Raw genomic sequence first — 21,084 nt, 5'->3', positions numbered from 1 at the left:
TCAGCCTCGCACCCCGGCGGCCGACCGGGCGAGCGCCGGGCGGGTCGCCGCGAGCTCCGTGCGCGAGCGGACGCCGAGCTTCGCGTAGACCCGCGAGAGCGTGTGCTCGACGGTCTTCGGGCTCAGGAAGAGGAGCTTCGCGACCTCCTTGTTCGATCGCCCGGCCGCCACGAGCTCGGCGACCTGCTCCTCGCGCTCGGTGAGCTCGCCGCGCTCGCCGGCGACCCGCAGGGCTGCCGGCAGCCGCGCGCCCAGCCGGCGCAGCTCGCTGGCGGCGGCGTCGCGCAGTGCCCACGCCGCCACCGCCGTGGCCCGGTCCGCCGCGGCGCGGAGCCGGCCGACGGCGGCGTCGCGCTCGCCGGCGAGCGCCAGCGCGCGGGCCGCGACGAGGTCGGCGTGGAAGCGCAGCTCGCCGAAGCCGCGCTCGGCGGCGCCCGCCGCGGCCTCCTCCGCGAGGCGCAGCGCCGCCGAGGCGTCCGGCGCCGAGCCGTCGAGGGCGATCTCCGCGCGGACGAGCGCGGCGGCCGCGCGCCCGCCGGGCAGCGCGAGCGCCGCGGCCCGCTCCGCGAGCAGCGCGGCGGCCGCCTCGGCCGCCGGCCGCCGACCGCTCGCCAGCAGCGCGCGTACGTGGAACGGCAGCACGCGCGTCGTGGCGAACTCCGGCTCGAGGCGCTCGAACCGCGCGCCGGCGATCGCCGCGAGCCGCTCGGCGCGCCGCTCGGGGTCGTCGACCGTCTGGACGAGCGCGAACGTCACCTGCGCCGTGCGCGCCAGGCCGATGTCGCCGATCCGGCCGGCGAGGGCCGGCCACTCCGCGGCGGCGCGCTCGACGTCCTCGCGGTCGCCGTCCAGGCGGCAGAGCTCGGCGCGCGCGGCGAGGGCGTACGCGATCCCGTAGTCGGCCTCCTGGAGCCGCGCGGCGTCCTCGGCCAGCGCCACCGCCTCGCGGCCGCGACGGGCGTCGCCGAGCGCGAGCAGCGCCTGGACCCGCAGCTGCGACAGCGGGACGAGCGCCGCGTCGTCCCCGCCGGCGGCGAGCGTCGCGAGCCCCTCGTCGACGAGCCGCAGCGCCTCGACGTTGCGCTCGGCCAGCGCCTCGGCCTGCCCGAGGTAGACGAGCACGTCGCTGCGGCTGCGCCGGATCGCCGGATCCAGCGCGGCGAGCCGCTCGAGGACCGCGGCGCGCAGCGTCTCGAGGCCGTCGGTGCGGCCCCGCCAGCGGCGCGCGATGAGGACGAGCGCGTCGTCGCAGAGAGCGGTCGCCGGGTCGACCTCGCGCAGCGCCGGCGCCGCGCGGCCCGCCCACGCCTCGAGGCCCTCCTCGTCGGGCAGGTACACGCAGCTCGTGGCGAGCGCGAAGCGGCCGAGCGCTCGCAGCTCCTCCGGGACGTCCTCGGGCAGGGCGGCGAGCTCGGAGCGCAGCCGCGTCAGCGCGTCCTCGTGGCGCGCGCGAACGTGGTCCACCGAGCAGAGCGCCGCGGTGATCCGCACGCGGCGCTCGACGAGCGCCGGCGGCAGCAGCTCGAGCGCCTCGAGCAGCGCGGCGCGGGCCTCGCCGTGCCGGCCGGTCGCGCTGAGCGCCGAGGCCTGCTCGGCGAGCAGGTCGGCTCGCTCCTGCGGCGGCGCCCCGGGCAGCAGGGCGAGCGCGGAGCCGAGGTGCCGGGCGCTCGTGGCCGGTGCGCGCCCGGCGGACGCGCGGGCCGCCGCGACGAGCGTCGCGGCGGCGTCGGCGTCCCCGACCCGCGCGACGCGCTCGACGTGGTGCGCGAGGCCGGCGGCCCCGACGCCGCGGGCCGTCAGCGCGGTGACCGCCCGGCCGTGCGCGGTGCGCCGGGCCCCCGGCGCCATCGCGTCGTAGACGGCGCGGCGCACGAGCGGATGGCGGAAGCGCAGGAGCGTCGGCCGCTGCGGCTCGGGCCGGACGAGGTCCGCGGCGGCGATCGCGTCCAGCGCGTCGTCGGCCGCGCCGACGCCGAGGCCGGCCGTCGCCGCGGCGAGCTCGACGTCGAACGGGTCGCCGGCGACGGCCGCTCCTTCGAGCAGGGCCCGCGCGGCGGGGTCGAGCGCCGAGACCTCCAGCTCGACGGCGGCGAGGATCGTCGGCGGCAGGCGGTCGTCGGCGGCGCCGACCCGCGCGAGCTCCTGGAGGAAGAGCGGGTTGCCCCCGGCCTCGCGCACGATCGCCGGCCGGTCGCCGGCGTCGACGTCGACGTCGCGCAGGAGCGCGGCGGCGTCCTCGTCGGGCAGCGGCCGGAGCTCGAGGTGCGCGCCGGGGACGCCGTTGCGCAGCGCGTCGAGCAGCCGCGCCAGCGGCCGGGGGGCCGGCCGCAGCGCCAGCACGAGCAGCGCGGGCGTGCGGGGCGGCCGGCGCAGGAGGTGGGTGACCCACTGCAGCGAGCCCTCGTCGGCCCAGTGGAGGTCGTCGAGCACGACGACGGTGCCGTGGCGTCCCGCGAGCTGCTCGAGGACGTCGCGCAGCGCCCGGTGGACGTGGAAGCGCCGGGCGGCGGCGGCCGGTGCGGGTCCCGGTCGCCCGCCGCCGGTCCGGGCGCCGGGCGGTGCGAGGCTCGGCAGGACGTCCCCGAGGTCCGCGGCGAGCGCTGCGCGCGGGGCGTCGTCGAGCCGGTCGAGCTCGCCGTCGAGCGCGTCGATCGCCAGGCCGAGCGGCACGTCGGTCTCGTGCTCGGTCGCCCGGCCCGCGAGCACCGCGAGCCCGGCCGCGCGCGCCTCGTCGGCGATCGCGTCCAGGAGCGCGGTCTTCCCGATGCCGGGGTCGCCCGAGACGACGAGGACGCGCCCCGCGCCGTCGCGCACGGCGGCGATCGCGGCGACGGCCTGCTCGAGCTCGGCAGCGCGGCCGACGAGCGGCGCACGGGTGCTCCGGTCCTCCATCCGGGCCGATCCTAGAGCCGCCGCGGCGCCGTTCCGGGCGGGTGGGGGACGACGGGGGAATCCCCCCTGGGACGGCGCGCGGCGTGGCCGCACCCTGTCGTCATGACGACGACCGCCACCGTGGCACCCAGCCCGGCGACCGACCCCCGCCGGCTCGCCCACCCGGGACACGGGCTCGCCGTGACCTTCCTCGTCACCGCCGACGACAGCGGCGGCGCTCGCACGCTGCTGGAGGTCGAGCTCGAGCCCGGCGCCGGGACCCCGCTGCACGTCCACGACGCGTTCCGCGAGACCTTCGAGGTGCTCGACGGCGCGCTCGTCGTCGAGGAGGCCGGTGCCCGCCACGTCCTGCGCGCCGGCGACGTCCGCTCCGTCGAGCTCGGCACCGCCCACCGGTTCGTCAACGAGGGGACCGCCCGCGCGTGCTTCCGCGTCGAGATGGTGCCGGCCAGCCGCGGCTTCGAGATCGCCAAGCAGGTGACCTACGGGCTGCTCGCCGACGGCCGGACGGCCCCGGGCGCGGACCCGCGCGACCCCCGTCACGGCGCGCTGCTCCTGCACTGGACCCGCACGCGCGCGGCCGGCCGCGGCGCCTGGGCGCTGAACCGCCTCCTGCGCGCGCTGGCGTGGCAGGCGCGACGCAGCGGCGAGGACCGGCGACTGCGGGAGCGCTACGTGCGCTGGTGAGCGCGGCGACGCCGCAGCGGTCCGGTGACGAGGACGACGACGAGCGCCAGGATCCAGGTCGGTCCGTCGCCGAGCCGCGCGTGGAGGGTGCGGGGCGCGTCGGCCGGGCGCAGCGGCACGTCCGCGACGAGGACCGCGGGCGCGGGGCCGGTGCGCCGCGCGCGCACCCGACCCGCGGCGTCGACGACCGACGCCGGGCTGCCGTTCGTCGCCCTGACCATCGGCCTGCGCAGCTCGATCGCGCGCATCCGGGCGAGCAGCTCCTGCAGCCGTGGCTCGGTCGTCGCGCGGAACCACGCGTCGTTGCTGAGGTTCGCCAGGAGGTCCGGTCCGTCCCCCACGCCGGCCAGCGCGCGTGCCACGTCGCCACGGACGGCCTCGAAGCAGATGAGGACGCCGATCCGCAGCGCGGGCCCCCGCGGGAGCGGTGCGTGCAGCAGCCGCGGCCCCGAACCCGGGGAGACGTTCGAGGCGTTCGGGAAGAGCTCGTCGAGGAACGGCAGGACGCCGGCCAGCGGCAGTCGCTCGCCGATGGGCAGCAGCGCGAGCTTGTCGTACGGGCGCCCGAGCCGGCCGTCGGAGGTGCTCACGGCAGCCGAGTTGTACGGCCGTCGCCGGCGGTCGCGCGTCTCCAGCCCCAGCAGCAGCGGCGCCCGGGTCCCCGGTGCGCGGGGGTCCGCGCTCCCGCCGGTGATTCGCCCCGAGGCGTGGGGGAGGGCGATCGGGTAGGCGGACTCCGGCCACGCGACGAGCGCTGCCCCGCGGCGCTCGGCGGCGATGGTGAGCCGGCGCAGCGGCGCGAGGACGCGAGGATCCCGAGGCCCCGCGCTGCGGCGGTGGACCGGCGCGTCGGGATCGACGAGGCCGACCCGGACCGTCCGCCCCGCGGTGGCGTCGAGCGAGGCGATCCGCGCCGCGCCGAGCCGGTCCAGGCCACCGAGGAGCAGCGACGCGAGCAGCAGGGCGACAGTGACCCGCGCGGCCCCGGGTCGGCTCCTCGAGCGCGGGACGACCGCGACCGCGACCGCGATGATCGCCGCCACGAGGACCGACGTGCCGCGCTCGCCGAGCCACTCCGCGGTCTGGACGAGCTCCGGTCGGTCGAGGAGGATCGAGGCCGGGGTCCACCCGAACGGCCGGGGCAGCGAGCAGGCGACGAGGACCGCCACCGGGAAGGCGACGAGCTCGGGGCTGCCGAGCCGGCGGCGCAGCAGCGCGTGGGCCGCGCCCCCGACGGCCCACGGCAGCGACTGGACCCCGAGCAGCAGGCAGAGACCGGCGAGGCCGCCCACGACCCCGAGGTCGGTGAAGCGCTGGACCGTCGTCACCACGAAGCTCAGCGGCACCACCTGTCCGATGACCGCCCAGACGACCCCGGCGAGCGCCGCGGTGCGCCAGCCGTCGGCGGTGCGCCAGGCGAGCGCGAGCAGGGCGAGCGCGACGAGCAGCGCCAACGGGGTGAGCGAGACCGGCGGTGGGGCCAGTCCGCCGATGGCACCGCCGATCGCGGCCAGCGCCCCGGTCCGCCCTCGGCGGCGCGCGGTCGCGTGCCGGGGGGCGTCGGCCGCGCCGGGCGTGCCGGTCCGGGGCACGTCGGCGCGCTCAGCCGGGTGCACCGGACGCGTCGCGCATCGCGGCGACGTAGAGCGACTCGAGATCGGCGTGCCCGGAGCGACGCAGGAGCTCGGGCACCGGACCCTCGTGCAGCACGCGGCCGTCGCGCAGCAGGGCGATCCGGTCGCAGCCGCGCTCGACCTCGTGCAGCTGATGCGAGCTCAGCAGGACGGCGACCCCGCGTTCTCGTAGGGTCGTCAGGAGCCGGCGGACCATCCGCACCCCGACCGGATCCAACGCCGAGGTCGGCTCGTCGAGCAGCACGAGCGTCGGTTCCCCGACGAGCGCCTGCGCGAGGCCGAGGCGCTGCTGCTGGCCCTTGGAGAGGGTCCCGACCCGGGCGTCCCGGCGCTCGGCGAGGCCGACGAGCGCCAGGAGCTCCATCCGCTCGGGAACGCCGGAGGCGCTGCCGGCGAGCCGCTGGTGCAGGCGCAGCGTCTCGTCGACGGTCTGCCAGGACGGGAAGCGGAACAGCTCGGCGAGGTACCCGACGCCGATGCGGGCCGACGGGTCGGTCGCCGCGCGTCCGTGGAGCTCGACGACCCCGGCGTCGGGCCCGGCGAGGCCGGCGGCCAGCCGCAGCAGCGTCGACTTGCCCGCACCGTTGGGTCCGAGCAGCCCGACCTGCTCGCCCGGCGCGACGACGAGGTCGATCCCGGGCAGCACCGTCCGGCCGCGGTGGCGCTTGACCGCCCCACTGACGCGGAGCGGTGGCGCGGCCGGACGCGACGCCGATGCCGGGCCCGCGGGCCGGCGCGCATCGGGGTCGCGCCCGGGCACGGGCTACTTCTTGCCCTTCTTCGGGAGGTACTGGGCCAGGCCCTTGCACCCGGCGGTCGACCTCGCGCGGCCGCGCTTGGCGGTCAGCGAGACCGAGCGCTTCGCCGGCAGGCCGACGACGAGCGGGAACGCCGTCCCCGAGCCGGTCCAGCCGCGCGCCTTGCCGGTCGCGCCCAGGATCCGCCACGTCGTGCCGGACGCCTTCGTCGTCCCGTCGCTGGAGACGGCGAGGCACACGAGCGTCCGGCGATCGCTGCGCGAGCGCGCCAGCAGCCGGCCGGTGCCCTTGAGCCCGAACGCCGTCGGGCTCAGCAGCACCCGTTCACCGTCCATCCGGATCGCGTAGTCCGCGTTGCGCAGGACGCCGAGGGCCGGAGCCTGCTTGCGCTGCCGGCTCGTGAGCTTCGCGGCCATCCGGCCGCGCAGGACCGCGCCCTTCGTCGCGAGTCGTCCGGCCGCGTACGCGGTCCTGCCGACCGTCACGAGCTTCGGCGCGCCGCTGACGGTCGTCGCGACCTTGACCGTCCGCGGCTTCCGCGCCGCGTGCGTCGCGGAGCGCGTCGGCGCGGTGACCCGCACGAAGCGACCCCAGCTGTTGTGTCCGACGCCGTCGAAGAAGCTGATCTCCGTGAACTTCAGGCCCGGACTCGCGAACGCGTGCGTCCGGGAGCTGTCGCAGGTGGGGTAGATGGGGTTGCTCGCGTCCGCGTCGGCGACGCTCTCGTAGAACCAGACGCAGCCGCCGGTCGCCCCGGCGGGCGGGGGCGGCGTGATGCTCAGCGTCACCGGGGCGCCGACCGGCACCGATGCGGGGACGGCGTAGTCCTTGGCGCCCAGGCCGGACGCATCGACGGTCGTGGTGATCGGGTGCGTCGCGACGCGACCCTGGTCGTCGACGGCGCTGAGGCACCCACTGAGCGGACCGGCCGCTCCGGGGGCGGTGGTCAGGAGCTGCCCTCCGGTCGAGGTCGCCTCGGGGGTCCCGTCGTTGTCGAGGTCCAGCGCGTAGCGGACGACGGGCCTGGCGCTCGTCGTGCCGCCGGGGTCGACGCCCAGTGGCTGGCCCGCGATCGGCTTGAGCGGATTGACGCGGAAGCCCCAGCTGAAGCCGTCGGGGACGCTCGGCGTCGTGCCGCAGCGGACCGGCGCCGGTGGGGTGCCGGGACCCGTGGGCGGTGGGCCGCCGGTCCCGGGCGTCACGACGCGGATCGTCTTGCTCGCGATCGTGTAGACCGGCAGTTGTCCCTCGGGGGCGTCGGCCTCGATCCGGACCTGCAGCACGGCCTCGCGCACGCCCGGCTCCGCGGCGGCGAAGGTCGTCCGGAACTCGCCCTTCACCACCGAGCAGGCGCTGCCGGAGGCGAGGGTCTCCAGGCCGCCGACCGTCTGCTCGACCGCCCCGCCGTCCCGGAACACGAACGCGGCCACCGGGCATGCCTGCGGATCGTCACCGATCTTCGATCCGGCGATCGAGACGTCGACGGGCTGGCCCGCGGTGACCTCGTCGGGCGCGACGAGCACGCCGCCGTCGCGGTGCGTGGCGGTTCCGGCGATGGCCGCCGCCAGGTCCTGGTCGTTCGGCCCGCAGCCGGAGAGGGCGAGGCCGGGCAGGACGAGCAGCGTCAACGCCGCTGCGTGCCTGCCCCTCGAACGTGGTGGTCGGGTCACGGGAAGACCGCTCCTTGGTCGTGCTGACGATCTGGTGCACCGACGTCGGGGGCCACGCGGCGCGAGCAGTATGGCGCCTCGCCGCCCGTCGCGCCAGCGTCGTGCGTACGGCGTCCCCATCTCGCTCGCCCGCGTCGGCGCGGCGGGCGCATCCGGGAGTGGGCCGCGGCTCAGACGTCGGTGCGTCGGACCCGCCACGCGACGAGCGCGAGGCCGGTGGTGACCCATGCGGTCAGGGCCGGACCGTGCCAGGCGGCGAGCTCCCGGGCGCCGCCGAACGGCCCGATCGCGACGCCCACCGCCGCGAGGTCGCGGCCGTCGGACAGGCTCGCGAGGACGTGCCGGTAGAGCGCCTCGAACGGCAGCAGCGCCGCGGCGACGTCGGCGACCGTCCGCAGGTCCGCCAGGCCGAAGGCGCTGCCGAGCTGGGCGACGAGCCCGACGCTCAGCCCGACGCCGACGGTCGCGAGGACCGCGATCGTCGCCGCGGTCGTCGGGAGGGCGGTGGAGACGACGGTCCCGCCGAGCGCGACGAGGGCGACCGCGCCGCCGAGCGCGAGCGCGGGACCGGCCAGCGCGGGCGGCGACCAGTCGCCGGCGATCCGCACGACGAGGACGCTCGTCAGCCAGAGGGCGATCGCGAAGGCCGCCGCCAGGCCGGCCCCGGCGAGCGTGCGTCCCAGGACGATCGCCAGACGCGACACCGGCCGTGCGGCGAGCGGGCCGAGTGCGCCGCGCTCCGCGTCGCCGCGCACCGCCGAGGCGGTGAGCGTGCCCGCCACCGTGGCACCGAGCAACAGCGCCACGAACGCGGCGCTGCCCAGCAGGGTTCCGCCGACGACGTCGACGGTCACCGTGCCACCGCGCCCCCGGGCGGCTCCGAGCGCCTGGTGCGCGGCGAGCGCGAAGAGCGCGAGCAGTGCCGCGCTGACGACGAGCAGGCCGCGCGCCGCGCGCCCGCGCACGACCTCCACGAGCGTCAGGCGCGCGACGAGCAGCGCCGTGGCGAGCGGACCGGGCGGACGCACGCGCGGCACGCTAGCCCACGGGGCGGAGGCGGGCCGCCGCGTCGGGTTCGTCGCCGGGCGCGTCGGGTAGCCGAGGAGCATGGCCTTCCCCCAGCTCTGGTTCGCCGGCTCGACCGAGGAGTTCACCCCTCCGCAGCTCGTCGCGCAGGCGCGTGCGGCGGAGCAGGCCGGGTTCGACGCGCTCGGCCTCTCCGACCACTGGGCGCCCTGGTTCCCGGGCGGCGAGGGCGCCCAGGCGTGGGTGACGCTCGCGGCGATCGGCCAGGTGACGAGCGCGCCGCTGGCCACCGGCGTCACGCCGATCGTCCACCACTACCACCCGGGCGTCGTCGCGCAGGCGTTCATGTCGCTCGAGTCGCTCTTCCCCGGCCGGATCACGCTCGGCGTCGGGAGCGGCGAGTCGGTCAACGAGTCGCCGCTCGGCCTCGACTGGCCCGGCGTGCCCGAGCAGCAGGAGCGCTTCGCCGCCGGGCTGGCCGCGATCCGCCGGCTCTGGGACGGCGAGCGCGTCACCGTCGACGAGGGCTGGTTCGCGCTGAAGGACGCCCACCTCTTCACCCGCGCGGAGGGGCGCCCGCGGATGATCGTCTCCGCGTTCGGGCCGAAGGCCGCGCGGATCGCCGCCGAGCACGGCGACGGCCTCTGGACGCTCGGCGATCCCGAGCAGGCGCCGGAGGTCATCGGCGCCTACCGCGACGCGTGCGACGAGCTCGGGCGCGAGCCCGGCACGATCGTCCTCCAGAGCGGGATCTCCTGGGCGCGCGAGCGCGACGCGGTGATCGCGGGCGCGCGCCGCTGGAAGCCGACGCAGCTGCCGCAGCTCTACACCGACGACATCGCCGATCAGGAGGAGATGCAGCGGCTCGCCGACGCCGAGATGAGCGACGAGCAGTTCGCGCGCGAGGGGTTCATCGTCAGCGACGACCCGGAGGAGCACCTGGCCCGGGTCCGCGAGCTCGCCGGCCTCGGCGCCGACGCGGTGTGCCTGCAGCTCATCGGGCAGGCCGATCCGGACGGGACGCTCGCGCTCTACCGCGACCGGATCCTGCCGGAGCTCCGCTCGGGCGCCGTGCCGGTGGGCTCCGCCGTCGGCGGTTGATCCGGGCGCGCGCCGGCTCAGCCGACGACGAGGCGGGAGGCCACGGTGATCGAGGCGGCGACCGTCACGAGCCCCGCGACGCCGAGCCACTCCACGCGGGTGGCCGGCACCGTCAGCAGGCCCGGCGGCATGCCGCCGTCGTATCCGCGGCTGATCATCGCCAGGTGCACGCGCTCGCCGCGCTCGAAGCAGCGCACGAGCAGCGTGCCGGCCGAGCGGATCGTCGCCCGCGCCTGCCAGACGAAGCGCGGGTCGTCGCCGCGGGCCACGCGCGCGATCCGCATCCGCTGCAGCTCGTCGAGGACGACCTCGACGTAGCGGATCGTGAACCCGGCGATCGCGGTGAGGACCTTCGGCGCGCGCAGCCGGTCGACGCCGGCGAGGATCGCCGCCGGCGGGGTGCAGGCGGCCACGACCGCGGTGGCCAGCAGCACGAGCGAGGCCTTGGCGACGATCGCCCACGCCGTCCACAGCCCGTCGATCGACAGTCCGACGCCGAGCACGTGGGTCTCCTCGCCCTGCGTCACGAACGGCAGCAGCAGGACGAACAGCACGAACGGGATCTCGATCACGAGCCGCGAGGCGAGCTGGAGCAGCGGGACGCGCGCCACGAGCGCCGCCGCGAGGACGAGCAGGAGGTGCAGGCCGTAGGGCCAGACCGCGTGGGTCGGGCTGAGCGCGACCGCGAGCGCGAAGAGCAGCAGCGTGGCGACCTTGCACTGCGCCGGGAGCCGGTGCAGCGGAGTGTCGAGGCGGAGCAGCTCCTCGTTGCCCCCGTGTGCGGCGCCGCTCACCCGCCGGAGTGTAGGCGCGCCTCCGCGGCCGCGCCGGCTCGCCGGAGGTCGCTGCTCGACCCGGCCAAGGTCTAGTCGGGTGCTAGTCTGAACGCGTGGCCGGTGCGGATGCGGAGGTCGGGATGCACGAGGCGAAGACGCACCTCTCGCGCTTGGTCGCGCGCGTCGCCGCGGGCGAGGAGATCGTGATCACGCGTCACGGTGCGCCGGCCGCGCGACTCGTGCCCGTCGAGCGTCCCAACCGGCTGGCCGAGGTCCGCGGGGCGTGGCGCGGCCGCGTCCGGCTCGCCGACGACTTCGACGACGTTCCGCCGGAGATCGCCGAGGCGTTCGGCCTGCGGTGAGGCTGCTCCTGGACACCCACGCCGCGCTCTGGTGGCTCGACGACGCGGCGCCGCTCGGCGAGCGGGCCCTGACCCTGCTGGCGGACGAGCGCAGCGAGGTGCTGCTCAGCGCGGTGGTCGTCTGGGAGGTCGCGATCAAGCGCGCTCTCGGCAAGCTCGAGGCGCCCGACGGCTTCGCCTCGACGCTGCTCGGCGCGGGCGCGCGTGCGCTGCCGATCGCGCTCGAGCACGCCGCCGCGGTCGAGCGGCTGCCGGCGATCCACGCCGATCCGTTCGACCGGCTGCTCGTCGCCCAGGCGCAGCGCGAGGGCGCGACGATCCTCACGAAGGACGCGGTGCTCGCCCGCTACGGGGTCGACGTCGCCTGGTGAGGCGGGGTCCTCGCGGCGCTCCGGGTAGGGTCGCCCGCCATGCGGCACCTCTCGCTCGTCGGCATCGGCGCCGGGGACCCCGACCAGGTCACGGTCCAGGCGATCAAGGCGCTCGACGCGGCGCGCGTGATCTTCCTCATCACGAAGGTCCGGGAGACGGAGGACCTCGTCGCGGTCCGGCGCGAGGTCCTGCGCCGGCACGTGACCGGGGAGCACCGCGTCGTCGAGCTCGTCGACCCGCCGCGGGGCCGCTCGCGCGACGCGCACGAGGGCGTCGTGGACGACTGGCGCACCCGCCGCGCGAAGCAGTGGGCCGCCGCGATCGCGACCGAGCTCGGCGAGGACGAGCGCGGGGCCTTCCTCGTCTGGGGCGACCCGGCGATCTACGACTCGACGCTCGGCGTCGTCGAGCAGGTCCTCGCGAGCGGGACGGTCGCCTTCGACTACGACGTCGTCCCCGGCATCAGCGCCGTTCAGGACCTCGCGGCCCGCCACCGGACGACGCTCAACCAGGTCGGCGGCACGATCCGCGTCACCCCCGGTCGGCGCCTGGCCGAGCAGCTCGCCGACCTGACGACCGAGGACGTCGTCGTCATGCTCGACGCCGAGCTCGCGTTCGCCGACCAGGACCCCGACCTCGAGCTCTTCTGGGGCGCGTACCTCGGGACCCCGGACGAGCTGCTGATCCACGGTCGGCTCGGCGACGTCGCCGACGAGGTCGTCCGCGTCCGGGCCCAGGCGCGTGAGCGCAAGGGCTGGATGTTCGACACGTACCTCCTGCGCCGGGCGCGCTGAGCCGGCCGGCGACGAGCTGCCGCGTCGCGGGCGGGAACGACCTCGGCACCGTCCTGTGACGGGCATGATCTAGTCCGTTGGCTAGTTCGCTGGTACGGTCGACGCATGGCGAGCGTCGGCATGCACGAGGCCAAGACCCACCTCTCCCGGCTCGTGGAGCGCGCGCTCGCGGGAGAGGAGATCGTCATCACCCGTCGGGGCGAGGCCGTCGTGCGGCTCGCGCCCCTCGAGCAGCGGAGGATCCCGTTCGCGGAGGCGTTCGGGACGCTCCCGGACGTCGAGATCGCCGACGACTGGGACGAGCTGCCCGAGGACGTGGCGCGCGCCCTCGGCATGGTCGACTGACGTGCTGCTCGACACGCACGTCGTCCTCTGGTGGCTGGCGGGACGTCGCGACCGACTCAGCGCACCGATGATCGAGGCGCTTTCCCGGCCGCGGGCGAAGGTCGTGGTGAGCGCGGTCGTGCTGTGGGAGGCCGCGATCAAGCGGTCGCTCGGCAAGCTCGTTCCGCCGACCGCGGACCTCCTCGCGCGTCTCGAGGCGGTCGACGTGGAGCTCCTCCCGATCGCCCCGCGCCACGCGGACCACGTCGCAGTGCTGCCCTGGCACCATCGCGACCCGTTCGACCGCTTGCTCGTCGCGCAGGCCCAGCTCGAGGGCCTGACGATCGTGAGCGCCGACCCGTGGATCGACGCCTACGACGTCCCCGTCCTCCGCTGAGCCGGGGGCCGACGGCGCCGGCCCCGGGACGTCGCGCGGCGCCCTAGGAGCGGAGCTTCCAGCCGCGCCGGAAGAGGCGCAGGTTCAGGAGGAACAGCACGGTCGTCGCGAGCGTCAGGAGCGTCAACGACAGCCAGATCGACTCCTCGGTGTAGCCGAGGAACCCGTACCGCACGAGGTTGATCATGTAGTAGACGGGATCGAAGTGGGTGAGCGTCGCGAACGGCTCGTCCAACAGCGACGTCGAGTAGAAGACGCCGCCGAGGAAGATCAGCGGCTGCAGCACGAACGTCTGGGCGACGGCGACGTCGTCGAACTGCTCGGCGCGGACGCCGATGAGCACCCCGAGCTGGGCGAAGAACATGCCCACGAGGAAGAGCGCCGGGAGGAGGACCTCCGGGTGGCGCAGCGGCAGGTCGACGAGCAGGGCGGCGGCGACGAGCGTCAGGACGGCGATCACGAGGCCCCGGAGGAACCCGCCGAGCGAGAACGCCAGCAGCAGCTCCAGCGGCGTCGCCGGTGACGAGAGCTGGTCGTGGATCGAGCCCTGCATCTTCTGCTGGAGCAGGGAGCTGGAGTTGTTCGCGAACGCGTTGATGGCGAACGCCATCATGATCAGGCCGGGGACGACGAACACCACGTAGTCGAACCCGTGGAGGTCGCCGACCCGGCTGCCGAGCGCGGCCCCGAACACCGAGACGTAGAGGAACGTCTCCAGCAGCGGGGCGCCGATCGTCTGGCGCTTGATCTTCAGGAAGCGGCTGCACTCGCGGCGCAGCAGCGAGAGCAGGCGGATCTGGGCGGCGGTCATCGCTCGGACTCCGTCGCGCCGGCCCGGGCCGCGGCGTCGGCGAGGTCCGGGTCGACGCCGTCCGGGACGGCGCTCGCGCCGTTGCGCGACAGCTCCTTGCGCCCGACGAGCTCGAGGTAGGCGTCCTCGAGCCCGGCCACGCCGTAGTGCGCGGCGAGCTGCTCGCTCGTGCCCTCGGCGACGATCTCGCCGCCGTTGATGAAGGCGATCCGGTCGCAGAGCAACTCGGCCTCCTCGAGGTAGTGGGTCGTGAGCAGGACGGTCGTGCCCTCCTCGTTGATCCGCCGCACGTACTGCCACAGCTCGAGGCGCAGCTCGACGTCGACGCCCGCGGTCGGCTCGTCGAGGATGAGGAGCCGCGGGCGGTGCATGAGGGCGCGGGCGAGGATCAGCCGGCGCTTCATCCCGCCGGAGAGCGTGCGGGTGCGCTCGTCCTTCTTCTCCGTCAGCGAGAACGCCTCGAGCAGCTCCTTCGCGCGGGCGCGGCGCTCCTTGCGGGGCATCCCGAAGTAGCCGCCGTGGTAGTCGAGCGTCTCCTCGAGCGTCAGGAACCAGTCGATGTTCAGCTCCTGCGGCGCGAGGCCGACGGCGGCGCGGGCGTCGACGTAGTGCGTCACGGCGTCGTGGCCGAACACGCGGATCGTGCCCGACGTCGGGCTCGCGAGGCCGGTCGTGCAGTGGATGAGCGTCGACTTGCCGGCGCCGTTGGGGCCGAGGAGGCCGAAGAACTCGCCCTCCCGGATGTCGAGCGAGACGCCCTTCAGGGCCTCGGTACCGGTCGGGTAGCGCTTGACGAGGTCGCGGACCTCGAGGGCGAGGGTCACGCGCGACCTCCGGGGCCGGATGGGCAGGACGGGACGACGCGCCGGACGGCGCGGGGACGGGAGCACCACATGGGAGCCATGATGGCGCCTCGACCGCACTTGAGGTCAAGCGCGGCGTTCCCGGGCGACGCGCCTCGCGGCGGGGCCCGTCGGAGGCACGGCGGGGCGCGGCCCGCGCGCCGCTCAGGACGGCTCGTCGCCGCGGTACGCGGCGGGGTTGCCCAGCCGCCGGTAGCGGTGGCCGTACGTCGGGCGGTAGACGTGCGAGCGCCGCTCCTCCTCGCCGCCGGCGAGCGCCGGCCCGAGGACGATCAGCGCCTGGGTCGTGATCCGCTCGGCCTTCAGGGTCGCGGCGAGCTCGTCGAGCCGGCAGCGGATGATCCGCTCGTCCGGCCACGAGACCCGGTAGCCGATCGCGACCGGCGCGTCGGGGGCGTAGCCGCCCGCCAGGAGGTCGGCCTGCAGCTCGCGCGGGCGGCGCACCGAGAGGTAGAGGGCCATTGTCGTGCCGTGCCGGGCGAGGTCCTGCAGCTGCTCGTTCTCCGGCATCGGGACCCGGACGGCGCGCCGCGTGAGCACGAGCGACTGGGCGACCTCGGGGACCGTGAGCTCCTGGCCGAGCGCGGCGGCGAGCGCGGACAGCGATCCGACGCCGGGCACGATCTCGTACGGCAGGTCCATCCGCCGGCAGGCGTTGATCTGCTCGTGGAGCGTCGCGTAGATCGAGGGGTCGCCGGACTGCAGGCGGCAGACGACGAGGCCCTCGACCTTCGCCCGCGAGAAGAGGGCGATGACGTCCTCGAGCGTGTGGTCGTCGCTCGTCAGCACCTCGGCGTCGGGCCGCGCGTGCTCCATGACCTCGGGCGGCACGAGCGACCGGGGCCAGACGACGACGTCCGCCTCGCCGAGGACCTTCGCCCCGCGGATCGTGAGCAGGTCGGCGGCGCCGGGGCCGGCGCCGACGAACACAACGCGACCGCCCGCGGCGGGGCGGGGGTCGACGGCGGTCGGCCGATCGGGATCGGTCATGCGACGGGCGCTCCCTCGAGCAGGCGCTGCAGGCGGTCCGGCGTCCACGGGACGACGATGAGGCTCGCGTGCAGGCCCGGCATCGCCCAGCCCTCGCGATCGCGGCCGATCGTCCACGCCGGCTGCGAGCCGGCGGTGACGTCGAGCGCCACCGCGCGGGAGGGGCGGCCGATCCGCTTCTGCCCGATGGCGTGGACCGGCCCGTCGGCGGCGGCCATGAGCTCGACCGGACCAGGCACGCCGCCCGGGCCGGGGCGCGCCGCGGCGGGGAGGACGTCGCACATCGGGTGCCCGTCGAGGCTCGTGGCGAGGTACGCCACCCCGGCGCCCTCGGCGACGATCCGCCGTCCGGCCCGGTGGTGGGCGACGACCGCGTCGCGCAGGGCCTCGTTCGCCCCGATCGCCGGTGCGTGCGGCACGGGGGCCCCGTCGCCGAGGACGAGCGCCACGGCCCCGTCGGGCAGCGCGGCGTCGGTGGTGAGGTCGACGGTCGCGAGCGCGGCGCCGGCCACGGCGATCGCGTCGCGCAGCTCGCGGCTGGGCTCCAGCAGCGCGGGGCCGGTCGCCACCGCCACGACCGGGCGGCTCATCGCGCCCCCACCCGGGCGCGGGGCGCCTCGCCGGCCAGCGCGCCGATCGGCAGCAGCCGCGCCTCCGGTCCGGCCGCGGCGGCGATCCGCGCGCTGAGGCCGAGGCGCACGCGCCCCTGCTCGCTGTCGAAGACGACGACCCCGTCGGCGACCCGGCCGAGCCGCGCGGCGGCACGCTCGGCGGCCGCGAGCCCGGTGCGGCCGCCCGAGGCGCGCCCGTCCGTCACCACGAGGCAGAGCACGCGGCGCCCCGGGTCGCGCAGCCGGTGGGCGCGGACGAGCGTCGTCGCGGCGTCGAGGCCCGCCGCCAGCGGCGTGCCGCCGCCCGTCGGCAGGTCCGCCAGCCGCGTCGCGGCGCGCTCGACCGACCCCGTGGGCGGCAGGACGACCTCGGCGTCGCGGCCGCGGAAGGTCACGAGGGCCACGCGGTCGCGGCGCTGGTAGGCGTCCATGAGGAGCCCGAGCGCGGCGTCCTTCACCGCGCCCATCCGTCGCCGCGCGCCCATCGAGCCGGACGCGTCGACGCAGAACACGACGAGCGTCCCCTCACGGCCCGCGCGGACCGGGGTGCGCTGGTCGCCGGGCGTGACGCGCAGCCGGCCGGTGCGGCCGCCGCGGGCGGCCAGGGCCTCGCGCAGGGCGGCGCCGCGCAGCGTGGCGGGCAGCGCGAGCGGCTGCTCGTCGGTCTCGCGGGGGCGGGTGTCGACCTGGTGCCCGGCCTCGCCCGCGGTCCGGCTGCGGCGCCCGCTCGGGGTGCGGTGGGCTCCGCGGCCGCGGACGAGCTCCAGCAGCGGCGCGACGCCGGGCGTCCCGGTCGGCGCGTCGCGACGGGTGCGGGCGGCGGCGCCGGGACGGAAGGGCCGGTCGGCGGGCGGTTCGTCGGCCGGCGGGGCGGGGTCGGGGACGGGCGGCGGGGCCGGGGCCTCGGCGGCCGGGTCGTCGTCCGCGGGCCCCTCGCCGGGCTCGCTGGCGGGGGGCGGCTCGGGCGCGTCGTCGCCCGATCCGGCGGGCGGGGCGTCGCGCGCGTCCGGTGGGGCGTCGTCCGGCGCCGGGCCGCGGTCTCCGGGGCCGCGGTCGTCGTCGGGGCCGTCGTCGTCCTGCGGCGGGGCGGTCGGCGGCTCGTCCTCGTCGCCGCGCGCCTCGTCGAGCGCCTCGTCGAGCTCGTCGGGCTCGAGGCCGGGCGGGTCCAGCGGGCCGCGGCGACGGCGGTGGGGCAGCGTCAGCAGCAGCGCCTCGCGCACGTCCTCCTCGGACACCTCGTCGCGTCCCGCGAGCGCGGCGATCGCCCGGCTGCAGCGCGCGGCGACGAGGTCGGCGCGCAGCCCGTCGACGCCGAGCCGCGCGCACGCGCCGGTGATGAGCCGCAGCGCGCGCTCGCCGAGGCGGACCGCGGGCAGGCGCGCGGCCGCGGCGGCGATCGCGGCGGCGATCCGGGCGTCCTCGTCGGCGAACCGGGCCGCGAAGGCGACGGGGTCGGCCTCGAACGCCAGGCGCCGGCGCACGACCTCGGCCCGCGTGGCCGGGTCGGTCGACCCGGCGACGGTGACGGAGAGCCCGAAGCGGTCCAGCAGCTGCGGCCGCAGGTCGCCCTCCTCGGGGTTCATCGTCCCGACGAGCAGGAACCGCGCCGGGTGCCGGACGGAGATCCCGTCGCGCTCGACCGTCGCCTCGCCCTGGGCGGCCGCGTCGAGCAGCACGTCGACGAGGTGGTCGCCGAGGAGGTTCACCTCGTCGACGTAGAGGATCCCGCGGTGCGCGCGGGCCAGCAGGCCGGGCTGCAGCGCGGCCTCGCCGTCGCGCAGCGCCCGCTCGAGGTCGAGCGTGCCGACGACCCGGTCGACGGTCGCGCCGACCGGCAGCTCGACGAGCGCCGCGGGGCGCGTCGCCGTCGCCGGCTCGTGCAGCGGCGCGCCGGCGACGAGCGCCGCGCACGCGGGGCACGGACAGCGAGACGCCTCGGCCGGGGCGGAGCCGTACGGGCAGCCGGCGACGACCTCCAGCGGCGGCAGCAGGGGCTCGAGCCCGCGCACCGCCGTCGTCTTCGCCGTGCCCCGCTCGCCCCGCACGAGCACGCCCCCGACCTCGGGGGCGACCGCGTTGACGAGGAGCGCGCGGCGGAGGTCGTCCTGGCCGACCAGCGCGGAGAGGGGGAAGCGAACCGATCCCGGCGACGTCACGAGGCCGTGACGCTACTGCGACGGCGGGGTGAGCGCTGCCACGCCTCGGGCCCGCTCCCGGCACCGGGCGGCGCCCGCATCGGCGCGCCCGGACCGCCCCGCGAAGGGCGCACGGGCGCGTAGAGCGCGCCGCGCCGGGGTAGGCGCTCCCGGTGACCGAGCCGACCCTGGACGAGCTGGCCGCCGAGGTGCTCGGCATCGAGGAGCTGCGCGACGCGCAGCGGACGGCGGTCGAGGCCGTGCTCGACGGCCGCGACGCCCTCGTGGTGATGGCGACCGGCGCCGGCAAGTCGGCGATCTACCAGCTCGCGGGGCTGCGGCTCGCCGGGCCGACGATCGTCGTCTCGCCGCTGATCGCGCTGCAGCAGGACCAGGTGGCGAACCTCGCCGCCGCGTCGGGCGACGAGGGGCTCGCCGTCGCCCTGAACTCCCAGACGGGCGTCGGCGAGCGGCGCGACGCGCTCGAGCGGCTCGGCGACGGCCGCGCCCGCTTCGTCCTCCTCGCCCCGGAGCAGCTCGCCAACCCGGACGTCCTCGAGGATCTCGCCGCCGTGCGTCCGGCGCTCCTCGTCGTCGACGAGGCCCACTGCGTGTCGGAGTGGGGCCACGACTTCCGGCCGGACTACCTGCGGATCGGCGCCGCCCGCGGGCGCCTCGGGGACCCGCCGCCGACGGTCCTCGCCCTCACCGCGACCGCGGCGCCCCCCGTGCGGGACGAGATCGTCGCGCGCCTCGGGATGGAGGACCCGGCGCTCGTCGTCGGGTCGTTCGACCGGCCCGAGCTCTGGCTCGAGGTGCGGCGGTTCGAGGACGAGGACGCGAAGGCCGCCGCGCTGCTCGACGAGATCGGCGAGCAGGAGGGCTCCGGTCTCGTGTACGTCGCGACGCGCCGCGCGGCCGAGGAGCTCGCGGCGACGCTCGTCGAGCGCGGCGTCGCCGCGCGCCACTACCACGGCGGGATGGCGGCGGGCCCGCGCGAGGAGGTGCTCGAGGCGTTCCTCGACGGCACGGCGCGGGTCGTCGTGGCGACGATCGCGTTCGGGATGGGCGTCGACAAGCCCGACGTGCGCTTCGTGCTGCACGACGCCCCGTCCTCGTCGCTCGACGCGTACTTCCAGGAGATCGGGCGTGCCGGCCGCGACGGCGAGCCGGCGTCGGCGATCCTCTTCTACCGGCCGCAGGATCTCGGGCTGCGGCGGTTCCAGGCCGGCGCCGGGCAGGTCGACGGCGACCAGATCGCGCGGGTCGCGACCGTCGTCGAGGCCGTCGACGAGCCGGTCGACCCCGCGGAGCTCGCCGAGGAGGTCGACCTGACCGCGTCGAAGGTCACGACGGCCGTCGGGCGGCTGGAGGACGCGGGGGCGGTCGAGGTCCTCGCCGACGGCCGCGTCGCCCCGCGCGAGGAGCTCGACGACCTCGCCGGCGCCGTCGAGGCGGCGGAGGAGGCCGGCCGCCACCGGAAGGCGTACGAGGAGTCGCGCCTGGCGATGGTCCGGACGTACGCCGAGACGCGCGACTGCCGCCGGGAGGTGCTGCTCTCGTACTTCGGCGACGCGTTCGCCGGCCCCTGCGGCGCCTGCGACACCTGCGCCGACGGGCGCGCCGACCCGGACGACGGCGAGCGCCCGTTCCCGGTCGGCGCGGCGGTCCGGCACGGGGAGTGGGGCGGCGGCGTCGTGCAGCGCTACGGCAGCGGGCGGATGACGGTCCTCTTCGAGGACGCGGGCTACCGGACGCTCGACGTCGGCCTCGTCGCGGAGCGCGGGCTGCTGACGCCGGACGACTGACGGGCGCGGGTCGCGGCCGCGCGCCTGCCAGCATCCCCGCGGTGCCCCGCATGGACCAGCCGCTGACCGTCGAGGAGCTCGCCCCCGGGATCACGCGGATCGCGCTGCCGGTGCCGGGCATCGACGACGGCGTGAACGTCCACCTGCTCCGCGGCGGGGGCCCGACGACGCTCGTCGACGCGGCCATGCCGGTCGTCCCGCACGAGGCCGCGCTCGCCGCCGGGCTCGCCGCGGCCGGCGCCGCGGTCGCCGACGTCGAGCAGGTCCTCCTGACCCACCACCACGTCGACCACGTCGGCCTGGCGGGCTGGCTCGTCGAGGCGGCGGGCGCGACGGTCCGCACCGGGGCGCGCGTGGCGGAGGTCCTCGCGGACCCGCGCACCGCGTACGAGCGCGAGCTCGACTGGGGCGAGCGGCACGCCGGGCGCCACGACGCCCCGCCGGAGGTCCTCGCGTCCACGCGCGGCGCGCTCGCCGTCCTCGACGGCTTCCGGCCCGTCGCCGACGTCGTGCCGCTGGCGGAGGGGGACGTCGTGCCGGCCGGCGACCTCGAGCTCGAGGTCCTCGAGCGCCCGGGCCACAGCCCGACCGACGTCCTCCTGCGCGACGGAGCGGCGGCCGTCGCGGCCGTCGGCGACCACCTCTTCGCCACGGCGCCCCTCACCCCGGTGCTCGGCTCGATGGTGGCCCCCGGCGCGCGCCCGGCGGTGGCGTACCTCGCGGCGCTCGCGGAGACGGCGGCACGCGGCGACCGCCTCGTCCTCACCGGCCACGGGCCCGCGCTGCGCGACGCCGGCGCGACGATCGCGGCCCGTCGCGAGCGGCTCGACCGCCGGACGGCGCGGATCGCCGCGCTGCTGGGACCCGAGCCGCGCAGCGGCTGGGCGATCGCCCGCGAGCTCTGGCCGTCGGGTCCGGCGAGCGCGTACGGGCTGACGCGGCTGGCGAGCGTCCTCGCCTCCCTCGAGCTGCTGGAGGACGCCGGGACGGCGCGGCGCGTGGACGCGGGCGATCGGGTCCTCTGGGCCGCGGCGGGGCCGCGACCTACTGGCGAGTAGCCAAACTTCCTACGG

General features: G+C 77.1%; 20 protein-coding genes. 9 read left to right on the top strand and 11 right to left on the bottom strand.

The genetic code is table 11. The features are described from left to right. Entirely contained in the window at positions 1-2,892 is a 2,892-nt protein-coding gene (locus SK069_RS08135) for a helix-turn-helix transcriptional regulator (protein ID WP_319953708.1), read from the bottom strand. Positions 2,893-2,994: 102 nt separating this feature from the next. Between SK069_RS08135 and SK069_RS08130 the strand changes: the two genes are divergently transcribed. Then, entirely contained in the window at positions 2,995-3,579 is a 585-nt protein-coding gene (locus SK069_RS08130) for a cupin domain-containing protein (protein ID WP_319953707.1), read from the top strand. Here SK069_RS08130 and lnt read toward each other — a convergent pair. The 4 genes from lnt to SK069_RS08110 all read right to left on the bottom strand — a co-directional run bounded on the left by lnt (position 3,564) and on the right by SK069_RS08110 (position 8,669). Beyond that, on the bottom strand, positions 3,564-5,171 hold the full coding sequence (gene lnt / locus SK069_RS08125; RefSeq protein WP_319953706.1) for an apolipoprotein N-acyltransferase: 1,608 nt from the start codon (positions 5,169-5,171) through the stop codon (positions 3,564-3,566). The two genes, SK069_RS08130 and lnt, sit on opposite strands and share 16 nt — an antisense overlap. A gap of 10 nt (positions 5,172-5,181) precedes the next feature. Then, positions 5,182-5,859, bottom strand: a complete 678-nt coding sequence (locus SK069_RS08120) for an ABC transporter ATP-binding protein (protein WP_319953705.1) — start codon at positions 5,857-5,859, stop codon at positions 5,182-5,184. Between the two features lie 117 nt (positions 5,860-5,976). Next, positions 5,977-7,599 (bottom strand): hypothetical protein, encoded by a 1,623-nt coding sequence (locus SK069_RS08115; protein ID WP_319953704.1) that lies wholly within the window; start codon positions 7,597-7,599, stop codon positions 5,977-5,979. Positions 7,600-7,811: 212 nt separating this feature from the next. Continuing rightward, positions 7,812-8,669 (bottom strand): hypothetical protein, encoded by an 858-nt coding sequence (locus tag SK069_RS08110; RefSeq protein WP_319953703.1) that lies wholly within the window; start codon positions 8,667-8,669, stop codon positions 7,812-7,814. A 79-nt stretch (positions 8,670-8,748) separates the two neighbouring features. On the opposite strand from SK069_RS08110, the gene SK069_RS08105 reads away from it, so the two are divergent. After that, positions 8,749-9,768: an LLM class flavin-dependent oxidoreductase gene (locus SK069_RS08105; protein WP_319953702.1), complete on the top strand. Its 1,020-nt coding sequence runs from the start codon at positions 8,749-8,751 to the stop codon at positions 9,766-9,768. Between the two features lie 17 nt (positions 9,769-9,785). Here the strand turns inward: SK069_RS08105 and cbiQ are convergent, their stop codons facing one another. Continuing rightward, positions 9,786-10,562, bottom strand: coding sequence for a cobalt ECF transporter T component CbiQ (gene cbiQ, locus SK069_RS08100; protein WP_319953701.1), 777 nt, complete (start codon positions 10,560-10,562; stop codon positions 9,786-9,788). A gap of 95 nt (positions 10,563-10,657) precedes the next feature. Here cbiQ and SK069_RS08095 point away from each other — a divergent pair, with 95 nt between their 5' ends. The 5 genes from SK069_RS08095 to SK069_RS08075 all read left to right on the top strand — a co-directional run bounded on the left by SK069_RS08095 (position 10,658) and on the right by SK069_RS08075 (position 12,793). Further along, positions 10,658-10,906 (top strand): type II toxin-antitoxin system Phd/YefM family antitoxin, encoded by a 249-nt coding sequence (locus SK069_RS08095; RefSeq protein ID WP_319953700.1) that lies wholly within the window; start codon positions 10,658-10,660, stop codon positions 10,904-10,906. Next, entirely contained in the window at positions 10,903-11,277 is a 375-nt protein-coding gene (locus SK069_RS08090; RefSeq protein ID WP_319953699.1) for a type II toxin-antitoxin system VapC family toxin, read from the top strand. The genes SK069_RS08095 and SK069_RS08090 overlap by 4 nt, the downstream gene beginning before the upstream one ends. A 39-nt stretch (positions 11,278-11,316) precedes the next feature. Continuing rightward, a complete protein-coding gene (cobF, locus tag SK069_RS08085; protein ID WP_319953698.1) occupies positions 11,317-12,072 on the top strand; it encodes a precorrin-6A synthase (deacetylating) in 756 nt (251 codons plus the stop codon). Positions 12,073-12,177: 105 nt separating this feature from the next. Then, entirely contained in the window at positions 12,178-12,417 is a 240-nt protein-coding gene (locus tag SK069_RS08080) for a type II toxin-antitoxin system Phd/YefM family antitoxin (protein ID WP_319953697.1), read from the top strand. A gap of 1 nt (position 12,418) precedes the next feature. Further along, entirely contained in the window at positions 12,419-12,793 is a 375-nt protein-coding gene (locus SK069_RS08075; RefSeq protein ID WP_319953696.1) for a type II toxin-antitoxin system VapC family toxin, read from the top strand. 43 nt (positions 12,794-12,836) lie between these two features. On the opposite strand, the gene SK069_RS08070 is transcribed toward SK069_RS08075, so the two are convergent. The 5 genes from SK069_RS08070 to SK069_RS08050 form a co-directional block, all read right to left on the bottom strand. Next, the gene (locus SK069_RS08070; protein ID WP_319953695.1) at positions 12,837-13,604 is read right to left on the bottom strand and encodes an ABC transporter permease; all 768 of its coding nucleotides are present in this window, start codon (positions 13,602-13,604) and stop codon (positions 12,837-12,839) included. Then, positions 13,601-14,428, bottom strand: coding sequence for an ABC transporter ATP-binding protein (locus SK069_RS08065; protein WP_319953694.1), 828 nt, complete (start codon positions 14,426-14,428; stop codon positions 13,601-13,603). Before SK069_RS08065 ends, SK069_RS08070 begins: the two co-directional genes overlap by 4 nt. A gap of 183 nt (positions 14,429-14,611) precedes the next feature. After that, positions 14,612-15,457, bottom strand: a complete 846-nt coding sequence (cobM, locus tag SK069_RS08060) for a precorrin-4 C(11)-methyltransferase (protein ID WP_319953693.1) — start codon at positions 15,455-15,457, stop codon at positions 14,612-14,614. Continuing rightward, on the bottom strand, positions 15,454-16,047 hold the full coding sequence (locus SK069_RS08055; RefSeq protein ID WP_319953692.1) for a type 1 glutamine amidotransferase family protein: 594 nt from the start codon (positions 16,045-16,047) through the stop codon (positions 15,454-15,456). The genes cobM and SK069_RS08055 overlap by 4 nt, the downstream gene beginning before the upstream one ends. Further along, on the bottom strand, positions 16,044-18,224 hold the full coding sequence (locus tag SK069_RS08050; protein ID WP_319953691.1) for a VWA domain-containing protein: 2,181 nt from the start codon (positions 18,222-18,224) through the stop codon (positions 16,044-16,046). Before SK069_RS08050 ends, SK069_RS08055 begins: the two co-directional genes overlap by 4 nt. Before the next feature lie 152 nt (positions 18,225-18,376). On the opposite strand from SK069_RS08050, the gene SK069_RS08045 reads away from it, so the two are divergent. Beyond that, entirely contained in the window at positions 18,377-20,011 is a 1,635-nt protein-coding gene (locus tag SK069_RS08045) for a RecQ family ATP-dependent DNA helicase (protein ID WP_319953690.1), read from the top strand. A 50-nt stretch (positions 20,012-20,061) separates the two neighbouring features. Further along, a complete protein-coding gene (locus SK069_RS08040) occupies positions 20,062-21,069 on the top strand; it encodes an MBL fold metallo-hydrolase (protein WP_319953976.1) in 1,008 nt (335 codons plus the stop codon). Positions 21,070-21,084: the final 15 nt, after the last annotated feature.

Source organism: Patulibacter brassicae (assembly GCF_033949425.1).
GTDB lineage: Bacteria > Actinomycetota > Thermoleophilia > Solirubrobacterales > Solirubrobacteraceae > Patulibacter > Patulibacter brassicae.
The sequence above is the reverse complement of the archived record's forward strand: the minus strand, read 5'-3'. Positions and strand labels throughout refer to the sequence as shown.